This window comes from Streptomyces sp. NPDC091281 (assembly GCF_044757425.1).
GTDB lineage: Bacteria > Actinomycetota > Actinomycetes > Streptomycetales > Streptomycetaceae > Streptomyces.
Window position 1 is genome coordinate 122,228 of sequence record NZ_JBIVUY010000003.1, and the last position, 25,474, is coordinate 147,701.

Below are 25,474 nucleotides of genomic sequence, written 5' to 3' on the forward strand. Positions count from 1 at the left end.
ACTCCGCCCGATCAGGCGAACGGGCGGTGCCTCGGCGGGCGTTGCGGAGGTGTGACGGCGGGTCAGCGGTGTGCGCGGACCTCCGCGGGCAGGTCGGCGTCGAGGACGTGGCCGAGGAGGTGCAGGGGCGCGGCCGAGGCGCCCGCCCGGCCGACGGCCTTCCAGTGGGCGAGGGCGGTGGGGGCGTCGACGAGGCCGTGGACGAGGGGGACGTCCGCGCCGGAGGCGTGGAGGAGGGACTCCGCGCGGCAGGACGCGAGGGTGTCGTCCAGGAGGTGCTGGGCGAGGACGCGGGTGTCGGTGACGACGGACGGCAGACCGGCGGCCGGGTGGCGCCGGGTGGCGCCGACGGTCAGCAGTCCCCCGCCGACGACCAGGACGTCGCGCCGCCGCCGCATCCGGTCCAGGGCCCGGCCGGTGTCGAAGCAGTGCGGGAAGCTGTCGTCGACGACGATCGTGCCGGGTCGCAGCCGGTCGACGTCGAGGACGGCGGTGGCGCCGCTGACGGCGGCGACGATCAGGTCCGCGGCGTGGACGGCGTCCGGCACCCCGCCCCGTCCGGGACCCCCGGGGTGCGAGGTGTGCACGGTGACGTCCCCGGCCAGGCCGCGCGCCCGCAGCCGGTCGGCGAGGTCCCGCAGGCGCGGGGCGCTGCCGGGCAGGTCGCACAGCAGCAGCCGGGCGGGCGGCCGTTCGGCCAGTGTGAGCAGGAGTTCGAGCGACGAGGCGCCGATGGAGCCGAGCCCGACGACGGCGAGGACGCTCCGCGCCAGGTCGCGGCCGGTGGCGTCCAGCGCGGCGTGCACGGTGCGCACCACGGAGGCGACGGTCGTCGCGTGTCCGGTGGTGACGGCGACGGGCGCCCGTACCGCGCGCAGGACGTCGAAGCCGTAGCCGGTGAGCGACGGGATCATCCCGGCCAGGGACACGCAGCGGGCGCCGTGTCCGGCGGCCGTGTCGACCGCGCGGGCGGTGTGCGCCACGAGGGCCCGGTCGGCGGTGAGTCCGGCGAGTTCGTCGGCGAAGAACGGGAGCGCCACGAATCCCGAACGGCCGAGCGGGGTGGCGGTGGTCTCCAGGAGGCGCGGCGCGCCGTCCGGGAAGAGCAGCCGCCGGATGTCCTCCCGCGCCCGCCCGGACGCCGGGACGCCGACGAGACGGGCCAGGTGGGCGGGGGCGGGGAGGTAGCCGACCAGGGCGGCGTCGAGGGGGGTGTCGGCGGGGTCGCGAACGAAGGCGGTGTGGGAGGCGGGGACGGGTGCGGGCGTGCGTACGGCATCGAGGAGGGTGTCGCGGAGGGAGTCCGCGAAGGCGGTCAGCTCGGTCGGGCCGAAGACGGCCGCCGAGCCCCGTACCGTGACCCGCAGCCGCTCGCCCTCGGGCCGTACGGCGAGGAACACGTCCGTGCCGGACGGCGGCGGCGTGAAGTCGTCCGCCGCGTCGACGTCCTGACGCACCATCAGAGAAACGTCACCTTCGGGTGTTCCGAGTGCGGTGAAGTCCAGGAACGTGAAGAAGAACTGCGAGGTGAGCGGCAGTCCGGTCACGTCCCGGGGGACGGCGTCCTCGTGGGTACGGGCATCGACCGTCGCCTCGACGACTCGGCGCAGGTGCGCGGTGAACCCTCCGGTGGAGGGTGTCGCGTGGCCGGGTCCGGCGGGGCGGACCGCCACGGCGGTGGCGAAGGGCCCGAAGACACGGTGGATGTCGGGCACGGGGTGGTCGCGCCCGGACACCGCGAGGCCGACGATCAGGTCCTCCTGGCCGGTGAGCGCGGTCAGCGCGCGGTGGTAGCCGGTGAGCAGCGGCGCGTAGAGGGTGGCGCCCGCCTCGGCGGCGAGTTTGCGCAGCGCGCCCGTGGTGGGGGCGTCGAGCGTGAAGGCGTGGGTGCGGAAGCCTACGGTGCCGTTTTCGGTATCGGTGCCGGTGGCACTGCCGGTGGCGGTGAGGGCGGCGGAGTCGTCGTCGGGGACGGGGTCGTCGTCGGGGAGGGGCCGTCGGAGCACGGGCTTGGTGTAGGCGGCGGCAAGGTCGGCCGGGCCGTGGGGAGCGCTGTTGTCGGCGGCGAGGCGGAGGGCGTGGTCGCGGAACGTGCCCCGCGGGGCGGGAAGGTCAAGGTCGGCGCCCCGGACCAACGCCTCGTACGCGGCGCCCAGTTCGATGAGGAAGAGGGTGGCGCTGTAGCCGTCTCCGATGAGGTGGTGGGCGTGGGCCACGAGGACGTGGTCGCGCGAGGTGAGGGTGAGCACGCGCAGCCGCAGGAGCGGCCAGGCCCAGGGCTCGAAGCGGCGCCCGCGCTCCTCGGCGACCCGCTGTTCCACCTCCCCAGGCCCGGCCACGTTCTCGAATTCGACGGGCAGGCGCAGCGACGCGGGCAGTTCCTGCTGGACCGGGGGCCGCGCACCGGCCGGGAAGACGGTGCGGAGCATCGGATGCCGTTCCACGAGGGTGTCCACGGCCGACTGGAAGTGCGTCCGGTCCAGGGGTCCGGTGAGCCGCACGCGGGTCAGCCAGGCGCCTCCGGTGCCGGGCGCGAGGGCTTCCGCGAGGAGGAAGCCGCGCTGACTCGGGGTGACGGGGTAGGGAGCGGTGTGGTCCCTGAGACCATCCAACTCCCCTGTGAAGGTCGCGGTTTCACCGCTGCCGTCGGCGCGGGCGGCGTCGACGGCCGCCGCGAGCGCGGCCAGGGTGCGGTGCCGGTAGACGGCCGTCGGCCGGGGCAGTGGTCCGCCGTACCGGGCGAGGCGGTCGAACACCTGGAGCGCCAGCAGGGAGTCCCCGCCGAGGTCGAAGAAGTCGTCCTCGGGCCGCACCCGGTCGACACCCAGGACGTCGCTCCAGATGCGGGCGAGGCGGTCTCGGGTGGCGCTCCCGGCACCGGGAGCGGGCTCCCGTGGGGTCTCCGGGGCCGCCGCATCGGCCGCTGCGCGGTGCGATGCGGCCTCCGGAAGACTCAACAGAGCCCGCCGGTCCGTCTTCCCGGTGCCGGTGAGCGGCATGGTGTCCAGCACGGCGACGCGCGCGGGGATCATGTACGGCGGCAGGGTGGCCGCCAGATGCCGCCGCAGCGCGACCGCGTCCGGACGGACGGCGACCGGGGCCCCACCGCGGCCCGCACCGGAATCCGCACCGGGTTCGGCGGCCCATGCCGGGTCGCGCCCAGGCACGGAGGTGGGCGTGACGAAAGCGAGGAGCCGTCCCCCGTCGGCGAGGACGACCGCCTGGGCGACCTCGGGACGGGCGCGCAACGCGGCCTCCACCTCGCCGGGTTCGACGCGGTGCCCACGGATCTTGACCTGGTCGTCGAGGCGTCCCACAAAGCGCAGCGCGCCGTCCTCCAGCACCTCCACGCGGTCCCCGCTGCGGTACCAGCGGCGGCCGTGCCGCTCAGTGAACGCGGCGCGGGTCAGGCCGGGTTCACCGAGGTACCCGGCGGAGAGGCCCACTCCCCCGATGAGCAGTTCCCCCGTCCCGCCGGGCCGCACCGGCTCGCCGTCGGGCGCGACGACGAGGAGTTCGGCACCGGCGACGGCGCGGCCGATCGGCAGCGTCGTGACGTCGGCGGCCGGTCGGGTGTCGACGACGTGGAAGGTGGCGTTGATGGTCGTCTCGGTCGGTCCGTAGAGGTTGACGATGCGCTGTCCGGGGCCGAACAGGTCGAACCAACGGCGCACGCAGTCGGCCCGAAGCGCCTCGCCGCCGACGTGGACCCAGCGCAGCGCCGACAGGTCCGGCAGCGGTTCGCCGCGCCGCGCGCGGTGCTCGGCGGCGGTCAGCAGCCGCTCCCACAGCGACGGCACCGAACTCCACACGGTGACCCGCGCGCGTTCGATGTGTCCGAGCAGCAGCTCGGGGTCGCGTACGAGGTCCCGGTCGGCGGTCACCACCGTGCCGCCGCTGAGCAGCGGTGCGAGCAACTGCCTTACGGAGGCGTCGAAGCAGGGGGACGAGGTGTTCGCGAGCCGGTCACCTGGGCCGTAACCGAAGGTGGTGACCGCCCAGTCGAGGTAGTTCTCCATCGCGCGGAAGGAGATGGGGACCGCCTTGGGACGGCCCGTGGAGCCGGAGGTGAAGATGACGTACGCGGTCGCCGCCGCATCGGCCGCCTCGGCCGGCTCGGCCGCACCGGCCGGGTCGGCGTCCGCCAGACGGTCGGCCGGATTCTCCTGCTGTGGGCGGCTGTTGAGGGGTGCGCGGCTCGGTACCGGTGTGAGGCCGGTGAGGGTGAGCGCGGTGTCGTGGGTGCGGTCGTCGTGGACGACGGCGCGTACCGCGCAGCGGGTGGTCTGTTCGGTGAGCCGGGCGGGCGGGTGCTCGGCGTCCAGCGGGACCCAGCCGGCTCCCGCCCGTAGGATGCCGACGACCGCGACGACCGTGTCCGGTCCCGGCGAGGTGAGCAGTCCGACCAGGTCACCACGGCGTACGCCCTGGTCGCGCAGCCGTCGGGCAAGTGCGCCGGAGGCGGCGTCGAGGTCGCGGTAAGTGAGGGACGTGCGGCCGTCGTCCACGGCAAGCGCGGTGGGCGTGGCGCGGAAGCGCTCCAGCAGGCGGCCCACGATCGTCGCCCGCTCACCGCGCGCGGCGGCAACCTCGCTACGTTCGGCTGCTCTTGGCCGCTGGTCCGCGTTCGACACGTCCGGTGCCACGGCCGTGCGCAGCTCTCGGGCGTACTCGGCGGCGAAGCGGGCGACCGTGGCCGGGGCGAACAGCCGCTCGGGGGTGTTCCAGGACAGGCGGAGCAGGGGCCCGTCCTCCCAGCAGAGCAGGCTGAGCCGGGTGGCGGCGGAGCCGGTGCCCGCCGCCGTCGGCCGGACGGTCACCGGGCTGTCGGCGTCGGGGGCCGTCGGGAAGCGGGCGAGGCTGAAGCTCGCGGGGCTCACGGTGCGCGGGCCGGTGCCGTCGGCGGAGAGCAGGCGGGCCAGGTCGAGGCTGCTGACGCCCGCGTGGCGCTCGCTGTCCAGCCAGGCGAGGCGCACCCGCTCAGCCGTGTCCGACAACGGCTCGTCGGGGGCTGCGGTGCAGGTCAGCGGCAGGGTGTCGGCGAGGGGGCCGACCAGGTGACCGAGTCCGGGGGTCCGGGCGTGGCGGCCCGCGCGGGCGACGTTGACGGTGACGTCGTCCGCGCGTCCGCTCCAGCGGGTGAGGCAGCGGGCGTAGGCGGCGAGGAGGAGGTGGAAGAGGGAGACGTGGGCGTCGGCGGCGTACCGGCCGAGTGCGGTGACGAGGTCGGCGTCGAGGGTGTCGGCGAGGACGGCCAGCGGACCGGGCCCGTCCTCGTCGGCCGAGGCGTCGTGGGGGCCGTCGTAGGGCAGGGGCAGCGGGGTGTGACCCGCGAGGCGGTCCGTCCAGTACGCAAGGTCGGCGTCCGGCGCGGTGTGGTGCGCCAGGTCCGACGCGTACGTGGGGAAGTCGGCCGTCGGGGGCAGCGGTGCGCGGGTGCGGCCGAGGGCGAAGTCAGTGTAGAGCGACCAGAGTTCGGTGCAGAGGACGTGGAGGCTGTAGCCGTCGGCGGCGACGTGGTGGGCCGCGAGGACGAGGTGGGCGACCTCGGCGCTCTCCCTGACCAGCAGGGTCCGGAAGGGGGGCTGGGAGGTCAGGTTGTACGGCCGGTTCGCGAACTCCCTTTCCAGCGCGGTGAGAACGGACGGGTCCGACGCGACCTCGGGGCGCTCCCGTGCCGCGAACCAGCTGTCCGGGTCGGTCGGGGGCGCCGTGCGCTGGCGCGGGAGGGGGCCGCCGGTGTCGACGCGCATCCGGAGCATGGCGTGCCGCTCGGTGAGCGCGACCAGGGCGCGGCGCAGGGCGTCGGTGTCCAGCGGTCCGGTGACGGTCTGCCGGACCCAGCCGCGGGCCGGGGTGGCGGGGTACAGCACGCTGCCGGTGTGGAGGGCGAGTTGGACGGGGGTGAGGGGGGCGGTCGCGTTCTCGGGATCGGGGTCCGCGCCTGTTCGGGAGGGCCGCGGACGGGGGTCGTCGTGGCGGGGGTGGTCGTCCTGGGGACGGTCCTGGGGACGGGCTTTCGCCTCGGGGGCGGCGGGGAGGCCGTCGAGGTGGGCGGCGAGTTCCCGTACGGTGCGGTGTTCGAAGGACAGCGTGGTCGGCAGGGAGCGGCCGAGTGTCTGCTCCAGCCGCTTCACGAGGTCGACCGCGGCGAGGGAGTCGAGGCCCAGCGCGAGGAACGCCTCGTCCTGGTCGACCTGTTCGGGATCGAGCCGAAGCGCCTCGGCGAGGAGGCCGCGCAGGAGAGAGGCCGTGGCCTCGGCCCCGGGACGGAGGGCGGGCGCGGACGCGGACGCGGTGGGCACGGCCGGGCGGGCGCCGACCGACGCCTTTCTCCACGTCCCGGCCGCTTCCGACATGACGGAGGGCGGCGGAACGGCCGGGAGGTCGGCCACCACCAGTTGGGCGGTGTCGACGGACACGGCGATCCGGAGCGCGGCGAGCGCCTCGGCCGGGGTCAGCGGCGCGCGTCCCGCGGTGACCGGCGGGCGGTCGCCGAAGGGGGCGGCGAGTCCGGTACGGGCGACGGCGTCGAGGTTGAGGGACAACCACGGCCGTCCGGAGGCCCGTTCGGCCGCCGCGAACGCGTCGAGGTGGGCGTTGGCCGCAGCGTAGTCACCGAGAGCACCGGCCGTGCCCGGGACGACGGACGCGACGGAGGAGAGGGCGACGCACACGCCGGGACGGTGGCCGTGGCGGTGCAGCGCGCGGGCGAGCAGGCGCGCTCCGTCCGCCTTAGCGGCCAGGGCCCGTTCGGTGTCCCGGGAGCCGGTGCCGCGCAAGGAGCCCGGTACGACGACACCGGCGGCGTGCACGACCACGTCGACGCGCGGCACGATGCCGTGCCGGGGATCAAGCAGGGCGTCCAGCCGCGCGCCGTCCGTGACGTCAGCCGGGTGGTAGCGGGTGTCGGCGCCGAGGTCGCGGAGTTCGGCGAGCAGTGCGGCGGGCGGTTCGGCGGTGCGGCCGATGAGGACGAGGGTGGGCCTGCCGTGTCCGGCGAGGTCGCGCGCGAGCGCGGCACCGACGCCGCCCGCGCCTCCGGTGATCAGGTAGACACCGTCGGCCGGGAGGGTGCGGTGTTCACGCGAGGTGCCGATGGCCACGGTCAGCGGCCGTACCGAACGCGTGAGGCGGGCGCCACCCCGCCACGCCAAGACCGAGCAGGCGGGGTGCTCGACTTCAGGGGCGGTCAACTCGACGAGAATCTGAGCGACTTGTCTGTCCAGCGGGTCCGTGGTGGACAGGTCGACGCAAGTGACGCGCGCGCCGCCGGTCTCCTCGGGCACGGCCAGGGCCAGCCCGACCAACGCGGCCTGCCCGGGACGGGTCACGCACGCGGAGGTGGCCCCACCGACCTCTCCCCGCACTCCCCCGTCCTCGCTGGTCCGGTGCGCGTTCTCGGTGACAAGCAGGAGCCGGGAGGCGCCGAGACGGTCGAATTCCCTGAGCGCGTCGCGCAGTTCACCGAGCGCAGGAGAGGTCGTCGCAGCGCTGTCGTCGGAGTTCCGGCGGGCGAGGTGGATGACGGTGTCCACGGGCCCCGAACCGTCGAGGGCATCCGACACGCCGGAGCCGCCGGACGACACCGGCACCCCGTGCCCGGCGAGGCGCTCCGTCAGGTCGCGCACCGCTTCGGCGTCGGGTCCGGTGACGCGGGTGACCGGCGCGCAACCTCGCCCGTCTCCCGCAGGGGCCGGTTCCCAGAGGACTTCGTGCAGCAGCCGTGCCGCGTCGGGCGTGGGCCAGTGCCGCCGCCGCTGGAAGGGGTAGGTCGGCAGCGCGACACGGCGGCCCGACGGGGCCAGGGCGGCATGGTCCACGGGAACGCCGAGCGTCCACAACCGGCCTACGGTCCGGAGGAGTTCCTTGTACGCGGTCCGAGGGCTGGAAGCGTCCAGCGGCGGCAGGGCGGAGAGCGCGGTGACCCCGGACTGCGGGGCCGACGAGGCGGATGAGGCGGATGAGGCCGATGAGGCGGATGAGGCCGACGACACCGTCACGTCACCCGGCCCCGGCGCGGCCAGCCGGACGGCGCCCGGCAGATCCGTACCGGGCCCGATCTCCACGAACGTGTCGTAACCGTCCGCGACCAGCCGTCCGACCGAGGCGCCGAACTCGACCGGGCGCAAGACGTGTTCGCGCCAGTGGGGCGCGTCGAGCCGGGTCCGCCAGTCGGCCGTGAGGGTGCTGAGCAGGGGGGTACGCGCCTCTTGGGAAGCCATCGCCTCGGCGGCCCGCTCCACCGCCCGCGCGGCCGGGGCCATCAGGGGCGAGTGGAAGCCGCGGGTGACGTCGAGCCGGCGTACGGGGACACCGCGGGAGGTCAGTTCGGTGACCGCGTGGTCGATCGCGTCGACGGTTCCGGAGAGCGTCAGTCGGCCGGGGGCGTTGCGGGCGGCGACGGCGAGGGTGCCCGGCGAGGCGGCGACCAGCCCGGCCACGGTGTCCTCGCCGCCCCGTACGGCGGCCATCGCGCCGGGTGCGGTCGACTCGGCCATCACCCGCCCGCGTTCGGCCGCGAACCGGACGGCGTCGGGCAGCGACAGCAGACCGGCGACGCACGCGGCCGTGATCTCACTGACGCTGTGCCCGGCGACGGCGTCCGGCGCGACACCCCACGAGCCCAACTGGCGCGCCAGCGCGACGCCGTACGCCACCAGGACGGGCTGGGCGATCTCGGTGCGGGCCAGATCGGCGGGATCGACGTCGGCATCGGTGCACCAGTGCGTCAGCGTACGGCCGTACAGCGGTCCCCCGAGGGCGCCGGAGGCCTCGTCCAGCACCGCCCGGAAGACCGGCGCGGTGGCGTACAACTCCGCTGCCATGCCGGGACGTTGGACACCCTGGCCGGGGAAGAGGAAGGCCACGCGGGGACGACGGCGGCGCGCGGCGGCGAAGGCGCCCGTGCCCTTCGGCGGGTGCCGTTCCGTCCATTCGCCGTCTCCGCAAGCGGACTTGGCGAGGGCACTGAGCTGTTCGCCCGCGTCGCCGTCGAGGACCACGGCGAGCCGGTGCCGGTCCTCGTCCCGGACCGTCCCGGCGGTCAGGCACAGGTCGGCCTCCGCGAGGCCAGGGTGTGCCGCGACGTGGCCGGACAGGCCGCGGACCAGGTCGCGCAGCGCGGGGGCCGAGTGGGCGGACAGCGCGAGCAGGTGCGCCCCCGACTGCTGGCCCTCCAACCGGGCCTGGCGAGCGGGCTGTTCGGTGACCTCTTCCAGGACGGCGTGGGCGTTGGTGCCGCCGAAGCCGAACGCGTTGATGCCCGCGAGGCGCGGACCGGGCGTGGGTGCCGCGGGCCAGGGGACGAGTGCGCCGGGCACCTCGAAGCCGCAGTGAGCGGCGAGAGGTGTCGGCCGGGCGGCGTGCAGCGAGGGCGGGACCTGGCCGTGTCGCAGCGCGAGGACCGTCTTGACCAGGCCGGGCAGCGCGGCGGCGTTCAGCAGGTGGCCGATGTTCGACTTGGCGGAACCGACCAGCCGGGGGCGCCCGTCGGGACGCTGCGGGAAGGCGTGTGCGAGGGACTTCAGCTCGACGGGGTCGCCGAGCGCCGTACCGGTGCCGTGGGCCTCGACGTACGTCGCGTCGGCGGGGTCGGCCCCGGCCGCGGTCCAGGCGGCGGTGACGACCTCGCGCTGACGGGCCGGGTTGGGGGCCATTAGGCTCAGCGACGTGCCGTCGTTGTTGACGGCGGTGCCGCGAACGAGGGCGTACAGGTCGTCACCGGCACGACGGGCGTCGTCGGCGCGCCGCAACACCAGCACGGCACCGCCCTCCCCCGGCACGAACCCGTCGGCGTCGGCAGCGAAGGCACGGCTGCGGCCCGTCGGCGACAGGGCCTGCGCGGCGTGCAGCATGCGGTGCGCGGTGGGGGTGAGGTGCAGGTTGACGCCGCCGACGAGCGCGATGTCGCACTCGCCGTCGGCCAGGCTGCGGCGGGCGAGGTGCAGCGCCACCAGGGCGGAGGAGCAGGCGGTGTCCACGGCGAGGGCGGGACCGTCGAGGTCGAAGGTCTGCGCGATCCGGGCCGCGAGGAGGTTGGGCAGGTTCCCGGTCAGGGCGGAGGCGGGCAGCGGCTCGCCGTCGCGGGCGGCCCGGTCGAGGATCTCGCGGTAGCCGGTGTCCCCGCTCGTCACGAAGACGCCCACGCGGTGGGCGCGGCGCCGGGGTCCGGCGTATCCGGCGCGTTCCAGGGCCTCGTGGGCGAGTTCGAGCAGGAGGCGGGCCTGCGGGTCGAGGGTGCGGGCCTCGTCGTCGGTCACGCCGAAGCGCGCCGCGTCGAATCCGGCGGGGTCGTCCAGGAACGCGCCCCAGCGCGGCGCCTCCCCCGGCCCGCCGCCGGGGTCCGCGTCCCAGCGGTGCGGGGGTACGCGGGTGACGGCGTCCCGGCCCTCGGCGAGCAGCCGCCAGTACGCCTCGGGGGTGTCCGCGCCGGGGAACCGGCAGGCGAGCCCGATCACGGCGACCGGCCCACCGGAGGCGCCCCGCCCCACGCCACCACCACCGCCACCCGCACGAGTAACCGCATCCGCGCCGCCCCCGCCCCCGACCTCAGCCCCAGCCCCAGCCCCAGCCCCAGCCCCAGCCCCAGCCAGGATGTGCTCGACGACCGCCTCGACCGTGTCCTCCCCGGCCGCCGCCCGGAGGGCGCTCGTCTCCAGCGGTACGCCGAGGGCGTCCTCGATCGCCGCAAGGGCCTCCATCGCCTTGAGCGAGGTGCCGCCGAGGGCCCGGAAGCCGTCCCGCGCCCCGATCTCCGTCTCGGGCAGGTCCAGGACCCGCGCCCACACGCCCCGCACGACCCGTTCGACGTCGGCCCGCGCACGCGGCACCGCGCCGGGGGTGGGCGCGAGAGTCAGAGAGTCCTCCGTCCCCCCGGACGCCGCGCAGCCCCGCCCTCGTACGACGACGTCTGCGTCGTATCGTCCCGCCTCGAACCGTTCCCGCAGGGTGTGGCGGCGGAGCTTGCCGCTCGTGGTGCGGGGGAAGCCGCCGGGCGGGAGGGGGATCACGCGGACGTCGTCGTGGGCGAGGGCCTCGCCGACGCGGGCGGCGACCTGGGCAAGGACCTCGGGGGCGGTGCGGGGCGGGCGGGCCCAGGTGACGAAGACGACGACGCGTTCGCCGCCGGTGGCGGGGTCGGTGGAGCCGACGACGGCCGCCGCGCCGGGCGGCAGGCCGGGCGTCGTGGCGGCCAGGTCCTCCAGGTCGGGCGCGTGGTGCTTGAGTCCGTTGAGGAAGAGGACGTCCTTGTGGCGGCCGCTGACGCACAGCCGGCCATCCCTGAGGAAGCCGAGGTCGCCCGTGCGCAGCCAGCCTCCGGCGAAGGTGTCGGCGGTCGCGTCGGGCAACGCGTGGTAGCCGCGGGCGAGTTGCGGCCCGCGGACCTCGATGTGTCCGGCGCGCCGGTCGCCGAGCACCCGGCCGGAGTCGTCGACGATCCGCACCTCGGTGTCCGGCAACGGCAGCCCCACGTCCATGAGTTCGACGGTGTCCGCGGCATCGGCCGTGGCGTCGGCGTCCACGACGCGGCCGCCGCTGAGGGCGGTGCGGTCGACGGCGACGGGTACGGCGGTCTCGCCCGGCGGGGGGAAGGTGACCGCGAGGGTGGCCTCGGCGAGGCCGTAGACGGGCTGGAGGGCGCTCGGGTCGAGTAGGGCGGGGCGGGTGCGGTGGACGAAGTCCCGCCAGACGGACGGGGAGATGGGCTCGGCGCCGACCAGGAGGCGGCGGACGGAGGAGAGGTCGTGGCGGGCCATGTCGGCGTCGGTGAGACGGCGGGAGGTGAGGGCGAGCGCGAAGTTGGCGGCCGAGAGGTGGGTGGCCCGGTGCCGGGTGGCGGTCTCGAACCAGAGGCCGGGGCGGCGGGCGAACGTGAGGGGTTCGATCCTGACCTGCCGGGCGCGGGCGGCGAGCGGGGCGAGGTGGGTGCCGATGAGGCCCATGTCGTGGAAGTACGGCATCCAGCTCAGCACCACGTCGTCGCGGCCCAGGCCGGACGCGGCGGCGATCTGCGCGAGGTTGGCGGTCACGGCGGCGTGGGTGAGTTCCACGCCCTTGGGTATGCCGGTGCTGCCCGAGGAGAACTGCACGAACGCCAGGTCGGCGGGTGTGCCGCGGGGCGGTTCGGTGAGTTCCGGGGCGTCCGTGAGGTCGTCGGCGTGGAGCACGGTGGCGTCGGCGGGGAGGTCCCTCAGGAGCGGGGCGCAGGTGCGGTCGGTGAGGACGGGCGGCCCGCCGAGGTGCTCCCGGACGGTGCGGACGCGGTGGGCGTCCGGGGCGAGCGGCACCGGGACGAGTCCGGCGGCGACGAGGCCCCAGAACAGCGGCTGGAAGTCCTCGCCTCGGTCGGCGACGAGCGGCACGAGGGTGCCGGGGCGGAGTCCGGCCGCGCGCAGCCCGCCACCGATCCGGCGTGCCTGGCCCAGCAGTTGACGGAGCGTCACCTCGTGTTCGGTGTCGTCGCCGCGGACGTGCACGACGGTCTGGCCGGGTGCCTCCGCGGCCGCGCTCAGCAGGACGTTCCACAGGGTGTTCTCGTTCATCGTCCGTTCTCAGCGGTCGTGGGCGTGCCGGGCCGCCGTCGGTCGTGCACCGGGGCGGAAAGGGAAGGGTAGTGGCTCGATTCACCAGCTGAGACGGGTGCGGGACGCCGGAGGTTGACCGTCCGGGGACGGAGACGCCCGGCACGTCGCGGCGGGGGCGCGCGGTGGGGCGGGTTACGGTCGGCGCCATGGACGCTGATCACCGGGGGTGGACGCGGTGTCTCCTGGGCGGGGCCGTGTTCGCCGTCTGCATGGCGGGCACGACGCTGCCGACCCCTCTGTACGGGCTGTATTCGGACAAGTTCGGCTTCTCGGAGCTGATGGTCACGGTGGTGTACGCCGTGTACGCGTTCGCCGTGATCGGCGCGCTGCTGCTGGTCGGTGACGCCTCCGACCGGGTGGGGCGGCGGGTGGTGCTCCAGTGGGGGCTGGCGTGCGCGGCGGCCAGCGCGGTCTGCTTCCTGTGCGCGACGTCGCTGGGCTGGCTGTTCGCGGGTCGGCTGCTGTCGGGTCTGTCGGCCGGGCTGTTCACGGGAGCGGCCACGGCGTACGTGATGGACCTGGCGCCGTCCGGCGGCGGGCCGCGGGCGACGTTGGTGGCGACCGCCGCGAACATGGGCGGCCTGGGCTGCGGTCCCCTCCTCGCGGGCCTGCTCGCCCAGTACGCGCCCTGGCCGCTCCACCTGCCGTTCGCGGTGCATCTCGCCCTGGTGGCCTGCTCGTCCGCGGTGCTCGCCCGGCTCCCGGAGACCGTCCGGGAGCGGCACCCGCTGTCGACGGTACGGCCGCAGCGGCCCGCGCTGCCCGCGCAGGTGCGGAGCGTGTTCGGTCCGGCCGCGCTCGCCTCGTTCGTGGGGTTCGCGCTGTTCGGGGTGTTCACGTCGGTGAGCCCCGCGTTCCTCGCGGAGTCCCTGGACGTGACCGGTCACGCGGTGAGCGGCCTGATCGTGGCGTCGGCGTTCTTCGCCTCGACGCTCGGCCAGCTCCTCGTCGGCCGGGTGGGCGCCCGGCGTTCACTGCCGCTCGGGTGCGCCGCGCTGCTGGCCGGGCTCGCGCTGCTCGCGGGCGCCCTGTGGTGGGAACTGCTCGTCCTGGTGGTGCTGAGCGCGGTGGTCGGTGGCATCGGGCAGGGCCTGGCGTTCCGGGGCGCGCTGTCGGCGGTGGCCGGGGCGTCGCCCGCCGACCGGCGGGCCGCGGTGATCTCGACGCTGTTCGTGGTGGCGTACACGGGCATCTCGCTGCCCGTGATCGGCGTCGGCGTGCTGTCGGAGCCGATGGGGCTGGAGGGGGCGGGCCTGGTCTTCATCGCCTGCATGGCGACCCTCGTCGCCGCGGCGGCCGCCTACCTCGTACGGCGGCCGCTGCCGTCACAGGGGTGAGCGGGGGCGGGGACACGCAAGAGCGGGGCGTACGTCGGCCTGGTGGCCGCGTGCGCCCCGCACCCGTCGGTCCCTGCTGCCCCGCCTCTCCGTCTGTCTGTCAGCCGGTGGACGTGCCGCCGTGGGCGGCGGCGTCGTGCGACACGGTGTCGGTCGCGGCGGTGTCGGTCGCGGCGGTGTCGTCCGCCGCGACGAGGGTCGGGGACGACGCCTGGCCGTCCGCCTCCTCGGCCGCCGTGGTGCGGACGGCCGCGGCCTGGCTGCGGATGGCCGGGAGGGCGGCGTAGAGCTTGTCGCCGGGGCACTCGGTGTTGAAGCCGTCGCGGTGGCCGAAGATCGTCGGGAAGCTCAGCGAGGCGTTCAGCTTCCAGGTCTTGTGGAAGTAATTGCCGCCGTCGGCGCCCGCGGCGAGGGTGGTGGTCGTGTTCGGCTTGACGCTGTACTGGCCGAGCTTCCAGGCGGCCAGCTTCGACAGCGCGGAGGTCACCGCGGCGGGCGGGGCCTTGGTCGAGTAGTCGCCGAGGACGGCGACGCCGGACGTCTGGGAGTTGAAGCCGTAGGTGTGCGCGCCGAGCACCGCCCGGTCCACGCCGCCCTTGCGGCCCTCGTAGATCGTGCCGCAGGTGTCGACCAGGAAGTTGTAGCCGATGTCGCGCCAGCCGAGCTGCTGCACGTGGTAGGCGAAGACGCCGCGGATCACGGACGGCGCCTGCGCGCAGGTGAAGTTGTTCGACCCGGCGGTGTGGTGCACCACGAAGGCCTTGATCTTGCCGCTCGGCGTGTAGACGGCCGAGGCGGGGCTGATCGACTCGTCGGCGCCCCAGCCCGCGCGGGACACGATCGCCGGACGGGGCGCTGCGGCCGACGTGCCGGGCGCGCCCTGCGTGACGGTCTCCGGGCCCGGCTGCGGGGCGGACGCAGCGCGCGGGTCGATCAGGTCGAGCCGGAGCCCGGCCGGGAGTCCGGCGGCCTGGTCGGCGTCGGCGGCGATGCGGACCTCGGCGCCGTTCGAGGGGCCGACCCAGAGCGGGTCGGTGCCGCCCCGGCGGGCGGACTCCTCGCTGCGGCCGTCGTCGCCGTCGAGCCGCCGCCACTCGGTCCAGGCGCCGGTCAGGGCGTCACGGGTGCGGACCTCGACCCGGCCGACGAGCGCCGACTCCGGGTCGTCCCAGGTGACGCCGAGCATGCTGAACGGGCCGGTCTCGGCGGCCGGCAGCACGGCGGCCCGCCGGTCGGGCAGGACCCGTACGGCACGCTGCTCGGTGTGCGCGGGCACCGCCTCCGGCGCGCGGTTCGTGGGCTCCTGCTGAGTGGCGGGCGCGGGCGACGCCTGGAGTGCCATGACTCCGACGGCGGCCGCCGCGACCAGATACACCTTGCTCCACACGTGTGAACTCCCCTGCTGCCCTTGACCTGATGGAGAACCGCCCGCAGGCGCGCGGACCGCAAGAGATGCATCGGTTTGTCGACATGCGCGGGAAGCACGCGGCGCGCCTTCACGGCCCCTGTGGGTGACAGGGTTCGTCCGGACGGCTCACGTCGCCGGGGTCGTCCCGGCGTGGCGCGCGCCGCGCGTGCGGTGGTACGAGCCGGGCGACGGCCCGAGGCGGGCGCCCCGCGCAGGGACAGGGCCGCCCGGCGCAGGGACAGGGCGCACCGGGGGTCCGGCGGCACCCGCGGCGACGGGCCGACATCCGCTACGGCGTCGGCAGGGTTCTGCCCAGCCGGGCCAGCGGGGACAGGGCCATGAGGGCGGGTGAGAGCAGCATGGCGGCCGCCGCGACGGCCAGGCCGGTGCGCGCGCCCCACTCCTGCGCGAGGAGGCCTCCCAGCAGGGAGCCGAGCGGGGCGGCTCCCATACCGACGAAGGTGATCGTGGCGGCGACGCGGCCTTGAAGGGCGTCCGGGGTGAGCGCCTGGCGGACGGCCATGACCGTGACGTTGACCAGTTGGCCGCCCGCCCCGAACACGAGGTGGACCACGACGAGCCCGGTGACCGTGGCGGCGGATGACCCGTGCAGGGCGGGGACGCAGAGGTACGCGCCGTCGCCGAGGACCGCCGCGCCCACGAGCACCCTGCCGTACCCGAAGCGGCGGGGCAGCCGGGCGGCCAGGGCCGAGCCCAGCAGCGCGCCCGGCCCACCGGCGGCGAGGACCACTCCGACGGTGGCGCCGGAGAGCCGTAGTTCCTGTGGCAGGAAGACCAGACAAGCGGTCATCGCCGCCGCGAACGACAGTTGGAAGGCGGCGGAGGCGAGGCACACGGTCCGCAGCGCGGTGTCGCCGACGACGAAGCGGAGGCCCTGACGGACGCGCCGCACCGTGTGCGGCGGACGCCGCGAGCGGTCCGGGGGACCGACCGGTTCGGGGACCGTCTCGCTCCGCCGGATGCGCCGGAGCGACAGGAACGACAGCGCGAAGAACACCGCGCCGGAGGCGACGGCGACCGGCGCCGACAGGAGCGACAGCAGCGCGCCGCCGAGAGCCGGTCCGCCGATCTGCGCGGCGGAACGGCTGCCCTCCAGCGCGCTGTTGCCCGCGACGAGCTGATCGCGCCGCACCAGCCGTACGAGGGAGGTCTGGTAGGCGATGTCGAAGAACACGGACAGCGCGCCGACGCCGAGGGCCACCCCCCACAGCACGGGCAGTCCCGCGCCGCCCGGGAACACGGCGCACGCGGCGGCCGCCAGGACCAGCGCCCGGCCCGCGTCCGCCAGCACCATCACCGTGCGGGCCCGCCACCGGTCCACCCACGCGCCGACGAGGAGCGCGAGCAGCAGGACCGGTGCCTGACCCACGGCGCGCAGGACGCCCACCTGTCCGGCGTCGGCGTGGAGCGTCAGGACGGCGACCAGCGGCAGGACCACCAGCGCGGTGTGCTCACCGAGTTGGGAGAACGTCTGCCCGATCCACAGTCGGCGGAAATCGGGGTCCCGCCACAGACCGGGAGGGCCGGAGGGGCTGGAGGGGCCCGGCGGTCCGCCCTCCTCGACGCCACGCGGCGCGGGGAGATCCGGACATGCCATTCGGCATCCCCTCTCCCGACGACGTCACCGTCCCCGGACCGTACGTCGCGTCACGGTGGTGATCCACCGGATTTGGCGGCGGGCTCCAGCCGGGCCTGGCCACCACCGTCCATGCCCGCCACCACGGCCTCTCCCCCGCCCGCCGACGCCCTCAGGTTCGCGATGCCCGTGTCGAGGGCTGCCGTGAGGTGGGTCGTGTCGCCGGTGGACATCATGATGGCGACGCCGCCCTGGATGCCCGCGAGGAGGGCGGCGGCGGTGCGGTCCGCGTCGATGCCGGACGCGACGAGTCCGCCGGAGCGCAGGGCGCGGATGCCGTCGGCGAGGCGGTCCTGCCACTGCCGCATGAGGGTGGTCACGATGGCGCGGGACCCGGGCCGGTCGCGGCCCACTTGCAGGAAGAGGGCACCCAACGGGCAGTGGTCGCCCTGCCGTTCGTAGCGGTCGAGGACGGCGTCGCGCCACCGGTACCAGGCGTCCCAGGAGTCGAGCCGGTCGAGGTGCGGCTGCTGGTCCTCCAGGACCCGGTCGGCTTCGAACTGGGCCACTGCCAGCAGTAGTTCGTCCTTGCCGTCGGGGAAGTAGTGGAAGAGCTGGCTCTTGCTGGTGCCGGTGCGGTCGCGGATGTCGTCCAGGGTGGCGAGGGCGACACCGCGCTCGCGCAGCACCTCGGCCGCGCCCGCGACGATACGGGCGCGTGTGGCCCTGCCCTTGGCGGTACTGGGGACTGTCGACGCCATCCCGGCCTCCGTGTACGTGACTCGTTCCGATCCCACCTTCACTGGACCGGCGAGTCCACTCTACGCCGCCGCCCGCATGCCACCATGGCTCTCCTTTCTGGACTTGCCGGTCCAATTCCTGCGGCGCACAGTGGGGCGCACCCGCCGCGCAGGCGGGGCCTACGGACGTACGGAAGGGAACGGCGACGCCATGGGCGAGCGGCTGAAGGACAGGACGGCACTGATCACGGGGTCGACGAGCAACATCGGGCGGGCGATCGCGGAGGCGTTCGCCGCGGAGGGGGCCCGGGTCGTCGTGTCGGGGCGGAGTGCGGAGCGGGGCGCGGAGGTGGTGGCGGGCATCCGGGCCGCCGGCGGGTGGGCCGAGTTCGTGGCGGCGGATCTCGACGGCAGCGCCGACGCCTCCCGTGACCTCGCGGAACGGGCCCGCGCCGCGCTCGGCGGGCGGATCGACATCCTGGTGAACAACGCGGGCATCTACCCCGGAGCGACCACGGTCACCACCGACGAGGCGATGTTCGACCGGGTGTACGCCGTGAACGTGAAGGCGCCGTTCTTCCTGACGGCCGCCGTGGCGCCGGTCATGGCGGAGTCCGGCGGCGGGGTGATCGTCAACCTGGGGTCGTGGATCGCACGGCTCGGCGTCCCGGTCGGCGCGCTCTACAGCTCCACCAAGGGCGCGATGGAGACCCTCACCCGCGCCTGGGCCGCCGAGTTCGGGCCGCGCGGGGTGCGGGTGAACGCGATCTCGCCGGGCGTGGTCCAGGAGCCCGCGCCGGAGGGCGAGCCGCCCCACCCCGGCGAGGTGATGATGAAGGGCACGCCCTACGGCGCCATGGGCACCCCGGAGGCCATCGCGCGGGCGGCGGTCTGGCTCGCCGGGGACGAGGCGTCCTTCGTGCACGGCACGGTGGTGGACGTCGACGGGGGCCGCACGGGGGCGGCGGTGATCGCCGCCGCCTAGGCACGCGTGCGATCCGGGCCTCGCACGCGGAACGCCGTGGTGCCTCACATCTCGTCGGCCCCCGCCCCACCCCCCGTCGGCGACGCGGGCGCGGTGATCAGGCGGAGGGCGTCGAGCAGGCTGTGGGGGCGGTTGAGGCCCGCGCGGGGCCTGGTGCCCCAGCCCGGCCCGGCCAGGAGGACCAGGGGGCGGGACCGGGCGCCGCGTACGCCCCAGCGGGTGGCGGCGATGTGGTCGGCGAGGGGTTCGCTGGCGGTGGCCCGGGACTGGGACCAGAGCACGACGGCGGACGGACCGAGCCGTCGTACGGCGGCCACCAGTGCCTCGCCGGGAACTGAGCCGCCCAGCATCCGCACCGGGCGGCCCGCCGCGGCGAGCGCGGCGGCGAGGGCCTCCAGCGGGAGGGTGTGCTGCTCGCCGGGGAGGCAGCTCAGCAGGACGGGTGCCGCGTCGGTGTCGGCGCCCTCGGTGGTGTGGCTGACGTAGGCGTGGCGCAGGGTCGCGGAGATGTGCCAGGACAGCAGGTGCTCGACCTCGACGTAGCGGTCGTCGGAGGACTCCCAGCGGCGGCCGACCGCCTGGAGGGCGGGCATCATCACCTCGTGCCAGGCGGTGACCAGGCCGTACCGTGCGACCGCCCGCGAGAGCAGGTCCTGGACCGCCACCGCGTCCAGGCGGACGCCCGCCTGGGCCAGGCCCCGGCTCGCATGCCGGGGGTCTACGGGTGCGGGTGCGGGCGCGGGGTCGGGGGTGGGAGCAGGAGCATGGGCCGGAGTGGCTGTGGGAGTCGGCTCGGGCGCCGTCCCGCCGGGCTGCCGCGGGCGGTCCGGTCCCTCCCCGTCGGTGGCCGGGACCGTAGTGGGGGCGGTGGCGGTGGCGGTGGCGTAGAGCTGGGACTTCGCGGCGCGGGCGGCCTCCGCCGGGGGGACGCCCGCTGCCGTCAGGCGGCACATCTCCATCAGCATGGAGACGTCGCGGGGCGACCAGCGGCGGTGCCTGCCGTCGGCGCGGACGGCGGGGCCGATGCCGTACCGGCGGTCCCAGGACCGCAGGGTGGTGGGCGAGACGCCGAGCCTGCGGGCGAGGGAGCCGGTGGTGACGGCGGCACCGGCGCCGTCGGCCGTGGACACCTCGGGGCCCGGGTCCGCGTCGGGCACCCCGTCGGGTCGGTGGAGGGTCGCGGCCTTGGCCGGCCTCCGGGGGGTGTGCCGCGTGGTCGCGCCGTTCACGTCGGCGGTCGCGCCGTTCATGCCGATCACCTCGCTCACCCCGCCCACCTGACTCACCTCGCTCACGGTGCTCATCCCGGGAAGCGTCCTGTGGAGCGCAGGCGCCAGCGGCGTTCGGCGTAGGCGAGGTCGTCGCGCCAGAGGCGGCCGGCCGCCGCGCGCATCGCGGGGCGCAGCAGGGGCGCCATGCGGCGGGCGACGGCGAAGCCGCGCCGTTCGGAGGCGGCGACGACGGCCTCGACGACCGCCGTCCGGGGCCGCCCGAGGGCGTCGGGGCCCAGCGGCGTCGCGTGGGTCTCGACGACGGAGCCCTCCCCCTCGCCCTCGGTGATGTGCATGACGACGGTGCGGGGTTCGGGGGCGGTGAACACGGCCCGCACCGGCACCACGAGCCGCCCGGCGACCTTGAACGACACGTCGACGGCGAACCCGTCGTCGGCCGGGGCCCCGGTCCCCGCATCGGTCCCGGTCCCGGTCTCCGTGCCGGTCCCGGTCCGCCGGGCGGGTACGTCGACGACCGTGAGGTCGACGAAGGAGTACGGGTGGAACCACGCCCCGTGCCAGGGGTCGAGGCGGTTGGCGACGACGTCCTCGGGCTCGCACACGCCGACGCCCGTGTAGACGGCCTCCAGGGCTCCGGGCAGGTCGGGACGGGCCGGGACGACCGGTGCGGGCAGGGGTTCCTCGCCGCCGACCTCGTCCAGCCGTACCCAGACGAGGACGCCGTCGTCGTGCGTCGGCAGGGGCTCCCACCCGGCGAACGGGGCGCCGTCCAGGGCGAGTCCGTGCCAGTGGCAGACGAGGGTGCCGCAGCGGACCGGGCTGGAGCGGAGCGGGGCGCCGAGGTGGGGGCAGACGCCGGGTCCGGCGACGATTCGGCCGGAGGCGTCGCGCCACAGGACGAGTTCGCGGCCCTCGACGGTGCGGCCGAGGGGCCGGTCGTCGCGGACGTCGCGGGAGGCGCCGACGACGTACCAGTTCCCGGACGGGCGGGCCTGGGCCCGCTTGAGGGCCCCGGCGATCACGGCGGGCTTGGCGTCGCGCCAGGTGGGGCGTTGCCGGTCCCAGGCGACGGGCGAGCGGCGCAGGCTGAGCGGGAACCGGCCCCGGCGCTCCGGGGGTCGGGGGGTCACGCGACCTCCTCGGAGACGGGGGACGCGGCCGCGTCGCGGCCGGTCACGGGGACGGGAGCGGCGGGCGCGGACGGGTACGTGGTGGGGCGGCGCAGGCCGGTGCGGGCGGCGAGGCGGGCGGCGCCGACGGCGAGGAGCCCGCCGGAGGCGACGGCCAGGCGGCGGCGCCGGGGGACGACGGCCCGGCGGTGCACGACCTTGTAGCCGTCCTCGGCGATGGCGTCGAGGATGCCGGAGTAGAGCACGAACGCCGTGCGGATGCAGGGGCGGGCGACCGGGTCGAGGAGGTCGATGCCCGGCGCGGCGGTGCGGTAGACGGCGCGGGTGAGGTCCTCGGCGGCGCGCAGCGCGGCGGTGACGCGCGGGTCGGGGCGGCCGGTGCGGCGGCTCCACAGGAGCAGGTCGCGGTCGGCGCCGTGCGCGGCGAGCAGGTCGGCGGGGAGGTACACCCGGCCGCGGTCGAGGTCCTCGCCGACGTCGCGCAGGAAGTTGGTGAGCTGGAAGGCGACGCCCAGGGCGGCGGCGGGTGCCTCGGCCTCGGCGCGGGGGACGACGGTGCCGAGGACGGGCAGCATCTGGAGGCCGATGACGGCGGCCGAGCCGTGCATGTAGCCGTCGAGGTCGGCGTAGGTCGGGTAGTCGGTGACCTCCAGGTCGCTGCGCATGGAGGCCATGAAGTCGGTGAAGAGGCGCGGGTCGATGCCGTGGCGGCGGGCGGTGTCGGCGAGGGCGAGGACGACCGGTTCGGTGCTGCGGCCGTCGCGCAGTCCGCGCTCCAGGCGGAGGTCGAGCGTGGCGAGGGCGGTCGCGCGCTGTGCGGTGGTGAGGCCGGGGTCGAGGGAGTCGACGATGTCGTCGGCCCAGCGGGCGAACCCGTAGAGGGCGTGCACGGCGGGGCGGCGGTCGACGGGCAGCAGGCGGGTGGCGAGGAAGTACGTCCTGCCGTGGCGGGCGTTGAGGGCGCGGCAGCGGGTGTACGCGTCGCGCAGGGCGGGGTCGGTGATCCCTGCCGCGTCCAGCTCGCGGGCGGTCATGAAGGGATCTCCTCGGTCGTGGGACGGTCGGTGCGGGAAGCCTCGGCCCCGGCGGACGCCGAACGGGACGCGGCCGTACGGGCGGACGCCGTACGAGAGGCCTCGGCACGGGCGGACGCGGTACGGGCGTGGGCGCCGCGGGCCGACGGGGCGCCGCCGGTGATGCGGGCGGCGGCGAGCTTGCCGGAGATCAGCACGGTCGGCACGCCGACGCCGGGCGTGGTGCCGCAGCCCGCGAGGACGGCGTTGTCGGCGCCGCGCACCAGGTTACGGGGCCGGAACGGGCCGGTCTGCGGGAAGGTGTGGGCGGCGGAGAACGGGGTGCCCGCGGCGTGGCCCTGGGCGGTCCAGTCGGCGGGGGTGACCAGGCACTCCTCCTCGATCGCGGAGGCGAAGCCGTGCAGGCCGCGGCGGTCGAGTTCGGCGAGGACGCTGTCGCGGTAGCGGGGGCCCAGTTCGCCCCAGGCGGTGGCGTCGGGGCCGACGGTGGTGTTGGGGCAGGGCGCGAGGACGTAGTGGAGGTGGCGGCCGGGCGGCGCGAGGTCCGGATCGGTGGCGGTGGGCCGGGTGATCAGGAGGGACGGGTCGGTCATCAGGTCGCCGGTGCGGGTGAGTTCGTCGAAGGTGCGGTGCCAGGCGGCGCCGAACGACAGCGTGTGGTGGGCGAGTTCGGGCCAGGTGCGGTCGGTACCGGCGTGCAGGACGACCGCGGAGGGGGCGTGGGTGAGGCGGGTGGGGCGGCGCGGGGCGCGGCCCAGGAGCCGGTAGGCGACGGGGAGTTCGGGGGTGAGGACGACGGCGTCGCAGGGGATGCGGTCGTCGGCCGTGACGACCGCGGTGATCCGGGAGCCGGAGCGTTCCAGCTCGGTGACGGTCTGCCCGAACCGCAGGTCGGCCCCGGCCGCGGCGGCGGCGTCCGCCATGGCGCGCGGCACGGCGTGCATGCCGCCGCGCGGGAACCAGACGCCCGCGACGGTGTCCATGTAGGCGATCACCGCGTAGGCGGCGAGGGCGCGTTCGGGGGCGACGCCCGCGTAGAGCGCCTGGAAGGAGAAGACGCGGCGCAGGCGTTCGTCGGAGAGGTGGCGGCCGATCCGGGGGTCGAGGCGGCCGAAGCCGCCGAGGGCGGCGAGGCGGGCCAGGTCGGGGCCGAGCAGGTCGAGCGGGGAGTCGAAGTTGGCGTCGATGAAGCGGCGCAACTGGACCCGGTACAGCCGCTCCAGCCAGCGGCGCAAGTCCCGGTAGCCCGCGGCCTCGCGGGCGCCGGCGAACCGCTCGACCTCGGCCTCCATCGCGGCGGCGTCGGTGTGGACGTCGAGGCTGCTGCCGTCGGCGAACCGGGCGCGGTAGGCCGGGTGCAGCGGGACCAGGTCGACCCGGTCGTAGAGGCTGTCGCCGACCGCGGCGAACGCCTCGTCGGCGAGGTCGGGCATGGTGAGCACGGTCGGGCCGGTGTCGATGCGGTAGCCCGCGCGGTCGAGGCGTCCGGCGCGGCCCCCGGGCAGCGGGTCGCGTTCGACGACGGTGACGCGGCGGCCCGCGCCGAGCAGGTGGAGGGCGGCCGCCAGACCGGACAGGCCCGCCCCGACGACCACTACGTGGTCGGTGCGTCCGCGGACCGTCCTCATCGGCCCGCCCCTTCCGCGCCCGCGGCCATCGCCAGCGAGACGGCGATCCCGGGCTCACCGGGTCCCGGGTCCGGATGTCCGGGCTCCGCGGGTCCGGACGTCGGGTGTCCGGCTCCCGCGTGCCGGGAGGCCGGGTGTCCGGGGGCCGGTTCGCCGGTCGGCAGGCCCGCCGCCGTCCGCAGCAGCCGGTCGAGGCGGCGCCGGGGTGCGGCTTCGAGGACGGCGCCGTCGATGTGCCGCAGGCCCTGCTCGGCGAGGCGGGCGATCTTGGCCTCGACGAGGTCGCGGGCGCCGGTGCCGACCAGGATCTCGCGGACCCGGTCGAGGTCGGCGGCGGACAGGTCGGGCGCGCCGACGCAGCGGCGCAGCACGGCGAGCGCGGCGTGGTCGCCGGAGGCCTCGGCACGGGCTCGGGCGACGGCGACGAGGTAGGTGGGCTTGCCGTCGCGGAGGTCGCCGCCGGAGGGCTTGCCGGTGCGGCCGCTGTCGCCGAACACGTCCTGGAGGTCGTCGCGGAGCTGGAACGCCATGCCGACGCAGCGGCCCGCCGAGCACAGGGCGTGGGTGGTGACGGCGTCGGCGCCCGCGACGGCGGCGCCCAGACCGAGGGGGCGCTCCACGGTGTAGAGGGCGCTCTTGAGGCAGGCGGTGCGCACGGCGCGGGCCACGGACCGGGCCGAGGTCGCCTGGCCCTGGACGTCGAGGTACTGCCCGGCGACCATCTCGGTGCGCAGCGGGCGCCACACCTCGCGCACCCGCCGCAGCAGGGCCGGGTCGTCGGTGGCGGCGGCGATCAGGTCGTCCGCCCAGGCCAGGGCGAGGTCCCCGGCGAGGATCGCGGCGGCCTGCCCGAGGCGTTCGCCGTCCGCGCCGGGCACGGCGGGCGCGTACTGCGCGGTCACGTCGGCGTGCAGGGCGGGGCGGCCGCGGCGGACGCGGGCGCCGTCCATGAGGTCGTCGTGGACGAGCGCGCAGGTCTGGATGAGTTCGAGGGCGGCGCCGACGCGCAGGGCGGTCCGGGCGTCCTCGGGGTCGGTGCCGCCGCAGGCCCGCCACGCCCACCACACGAGCTGGGAGCGCAGCCGTTTCCCGCCGTCGAGGGTGAACCGGGCGACCCGCCGGGCGATGTCCTGCGCGAACACCGGGTCGAGGGACTCGGCCCCGGCGAGCTGCCCGTCGAGCACGGTGCGCAGGACGCGGCCCACGGCGGCCGGGACGTCCCGGTCGGCGGCGTGGACGTCACGGGCGTCCGCCGGGAAGGGCCGCTCCGGGCGGCCGGCCGGTCCGGGGACCTCGTCGGCGGGGCCGGGCACGGGACGGTCGGGAGGGAGCGGATCGGTGTCGTGCGGGACCTGAGAGGACCCGCGGGCGCAGCCGGACAGCGGCCCGGCGGCGCCGTGGTCCCTCGTGTCGGTCGAACGCATTCCGGTTCCTCTCGTGCGTCTTCGGGGGGTGGCGGGTCGCTTGGTCTTCCCCGGACGGGTCACTCGTGGATGCACGCGGCGCGAGACCGGCGTACGGGATCGCGGGTCCCGGGGGCCACGACCGCACCGACAGCCTCACCGACGACCGGGCGTATCGCCGTGATTGGCCCCTTTCCGGGCGGCTGCGTCGCCTCCGGCGGGCGTACGTGCGTCGATTTCCAGGCTTGGGCGTGTCGTTTTCGGAGTGCCGCGCATCGCTTTCAGGGCGTGGGCGCATCGTTTTCCGAGCGGGCGCGCGTCGTTTCGCGACGTCCGCGCATCGCTTCGCGAGCGGGCACGCGGCGTTTCCGGGGTTCCTTCGCACCGTTATGC

The 25,474-nt window shown here is 75.8% G+C and carries 11 protein-coding genes; 2 read left to right on the forward strand and 9 right to left on the reverse strand.

Going from position 1 to position 25,474, the window contains the following annotated elements; translation table 11 throughout:
* Window positions 1–62: 62 nt before the first annotated feature.
* A complete protein-coding gene (locus ACIQPQ_RS09435; protein ID WP_401301887.1) occupies window positions 63–12,545 on the reverse strand; it encodes an amino acid adenylation domain-containing protein in 12,483 nt (4,160 codons plus the stop codon).
* A 188-nt stretch (window positions 12,546–12,733) separates the two neighbouring features.
* Between ACIQPQ_RS09435 and ACIQPQ_RS09440 the strand changes: the two genes are divergently transcribed.
* Window positions 12,734–13,924, forward strand: a complete 1,191-nt coding sequence (locus ACIQPQ_RS09440; RefSeq protein WP_401301890.1) for an MFS transporter — start codon at window positions 12,734–12,736, stop codon at window positions 13,922–13,924.
* A gap of 100 nt (window positions 13,925–14,024) precedes the next feature.
* Here the strand turns inward: ACIQPQ_RS09440 and ACIQPQ_RS09445 are convergent, their stop codons facing one another.
* From ACIQPQ_RS09445 to ACIQPQ_RS09455, 3 genes are all read right to left on the reverse strand, one after another.
* Window positions 14,025–15,311, reverse strand: coding sequence for an N-acetylmuramoyl-L-alanine amidase (locus ACIQPQ_RS09445; protein WP_401301892.1), 1,287 nt, complete (start codon window positions 15,309–15,311; stop codon window positions 14,025–14,027).
* A gap of 310 nt (window positions 15,312–15,621) precedes the next feature.
* A complete protein-coding gene (locus ACIQPQ_RS09450) occupies window positions 15,622–16,950 on the reverse strand; it encodes an MFS transporter (RefSeq protein WP_401301895.1) in 1,329 nt (442 codons plus the stop codon).
* A gap of 50 nt (window positions 16,951–17,000) precedes the next feature.
* On the reverse strand, window positions 17,001–17,690 hold the full coding sequence (locus ACIQPQ_RS09455; protein ID WP_401301898.1) for a TetR/AcrR family transcriptional regulator: 690 nt from the start codon (window positions 17,688–17,690) through the stop codon (window positions 17,001–17,003).
* A 190-nt stretch (window positions 17,691–17,880) separates the two neighbouring features.
* On the opposite strand from ACIQPQ_RS09455, the gene ACIQPQ_RS09460 reads away from it, so the two are divergent.
* On the forward strand, window positions 17,881–18,654 hold the full coding sequence (locus tag ACIQPQ_RS09460; RefSeq protein WP_401301901.1) for an SDR family NAD(P)-dependent oxidoreductase: 774 nt from the start codon (window positions 17,881–17,883) through the stop codon (window positions 18,652–18,654).
* A gap of 44 nt (window positions 18,655–18,698) precedes the next feature.
* On the opposite strand, the gene ACIQPQ_RS09465 is transcribed toward ACIQPQ_RS09460, so the two are convergent.
* Genes ACIQPQ_RS09465 through ACIQPQ_RS09485 form a run of 5 tightly spaced genes read right to left on the reverse strand, consistent with a single transcriptional unit; the run spans window position 18,699 to window position 25,102 of the window.
* The gene (locus ACIQPQ_RS09465) at window positions 18,699–19,958 is read right to left on the reverse strand and encodes a MerR family transcriptional regulator (RefSeq protein ID WP_401301904.1); all 1,260 of its coding nucleotides are present in this window, start codon (window positions 19,956–19,958) and stop codon (window positions 18,699–18,701) included.
* Window positions 19,955–21,016, reverse strand: coding sequence for a DUF5914 domain-containing protein (locus tag ACIQPQ_RS09470; RefSeq protein ID WP_401301907.1), 1,062 nt, complete (start codon window positions 21,014–21,016; stop codon window positions 19,955–19,957). The genes ACIQPQ_RS09465 and ACIQPQ_RS09470 overlap by 4 nt, the downstream gene beginning before the upstream one ends.
* The gene (locus tag ACIQPQ_RS09475) at window positions 21,013–22,050 is read right to left on the reverse strand and encodes a phytoene/squalene synthase family protein (RefSeq protein ID WP_401301909.1); all 1,038 of its coding nucleotides are present in this window, start codon (window positions 22,048–22,050) and stop codon (window positions 21,013–21,015) included. Before ACIQPQ_RS09475 ends, ACIQPQ_RS09470 begins: the two co-directional genes overlap by 4 nt.
* Entirely contained in the window at window positions 22,047–23,678 is a 1,632-nt protein-coding gene (gene crtI, locus ACIQPQ_RS09480) for a phytoene desaturase family protein (protein ID WP_401301912.1), read from the reverse strand. The genes ACIQPQ_RS09475 and crtI overlap by 4 nt, the downstream gene beginning before the upstream one ends.
* Window positions 23,675–25,102 (reverse strand): polyprenyl synthetase family protein, encoded by a 1,428-nt coding sequence (locus tag ACIQPQ_RS09485; RefSeq protein ID WP_401301914.1) that lies wholly within the window; start codon window positions 25,100–25,102, stop codon window positions 23,675–23,677. Before ACIQPQ_RS09485 ends, crtI begins: the two co-directional genes overlap by 4 nt.
* Window positions 25,103–25,474 lie beyond the last annotated feature (372 nt).

What these genes read in the sequence shown, in the direction of transcription:
- ACIQPQ_RS09435 (WP_401301887.1), bottom strand. Translation starts at nt 12,545, where the DNA reads ATGAACGAGAACACCCTGTGGAACGTCCTGCTGAGCGCGGCCGCGGAG.
- ACIQPQ_RS09440 (WP_401301890.1), top strand. Translation starts at nt 12,734, where the DNA reads ATGGACGCTGATCACCGGGGGTGGACGCGGTGTCTCCTGGGCGGGGCC.
- ACIQPQ_RS09450 (WP_401301895.1), bottom strand. Translation starts at nt 16,950, where the DNA reads ATGGCATGTCCGGATCTCCCCGCGCCGCGTGGCGTCGAGGAGGGCGGA.
- ACIQPQ_RS09455 (WP_401301898.1), bottom strand. Translation starts at nt 17,690, where the DNA reads ATGGCGTCGACAGTCCCCAGTACCGCCAAGGGCAGGGCCACACGCGCC.
- ACIQPQ_RS09460 (WP_401301901.1), top strand. Translation starts at nt 17,881, where the DNA reads ATGGGCGAGCGGCTGAAGGACAGGACGGCACTGATCACGGGGTCGACG.
- ACIQPQ_RS09465 (WP_401301904.1), bottom strand. Translation starts at nt 19,958, where the DNA reads ATGAGCACCGTGAGCGAGGTGAGTCAGGTGGGCGGGGTGAGCGAGGTG.
- ACIQPQ_RS09475 (WP_401301909.1), bottom strand. Translation starts at nt 22,050, where the DNA reads ATGACCGCCCGCGAGCTGGACGCGGCAGGGATCACCGACCCCGCCCTG.
- crtI (WP_401301912.1), bottom strand. Translation starts at nt 23,678, where the DNA reads ATGAGGACGGTCCGCGGACGCACCGACCACGTAGTGGTCGTCGGGGCG.
- ACIQPQ_RS09485 (WP_401301914.1), bottom strand. Translation starts at nt 25,102, where the DNA reads ATGCGTTCGACCGACACGAGGGACCACGGCGCCGCCGGGCCGCTGTCC.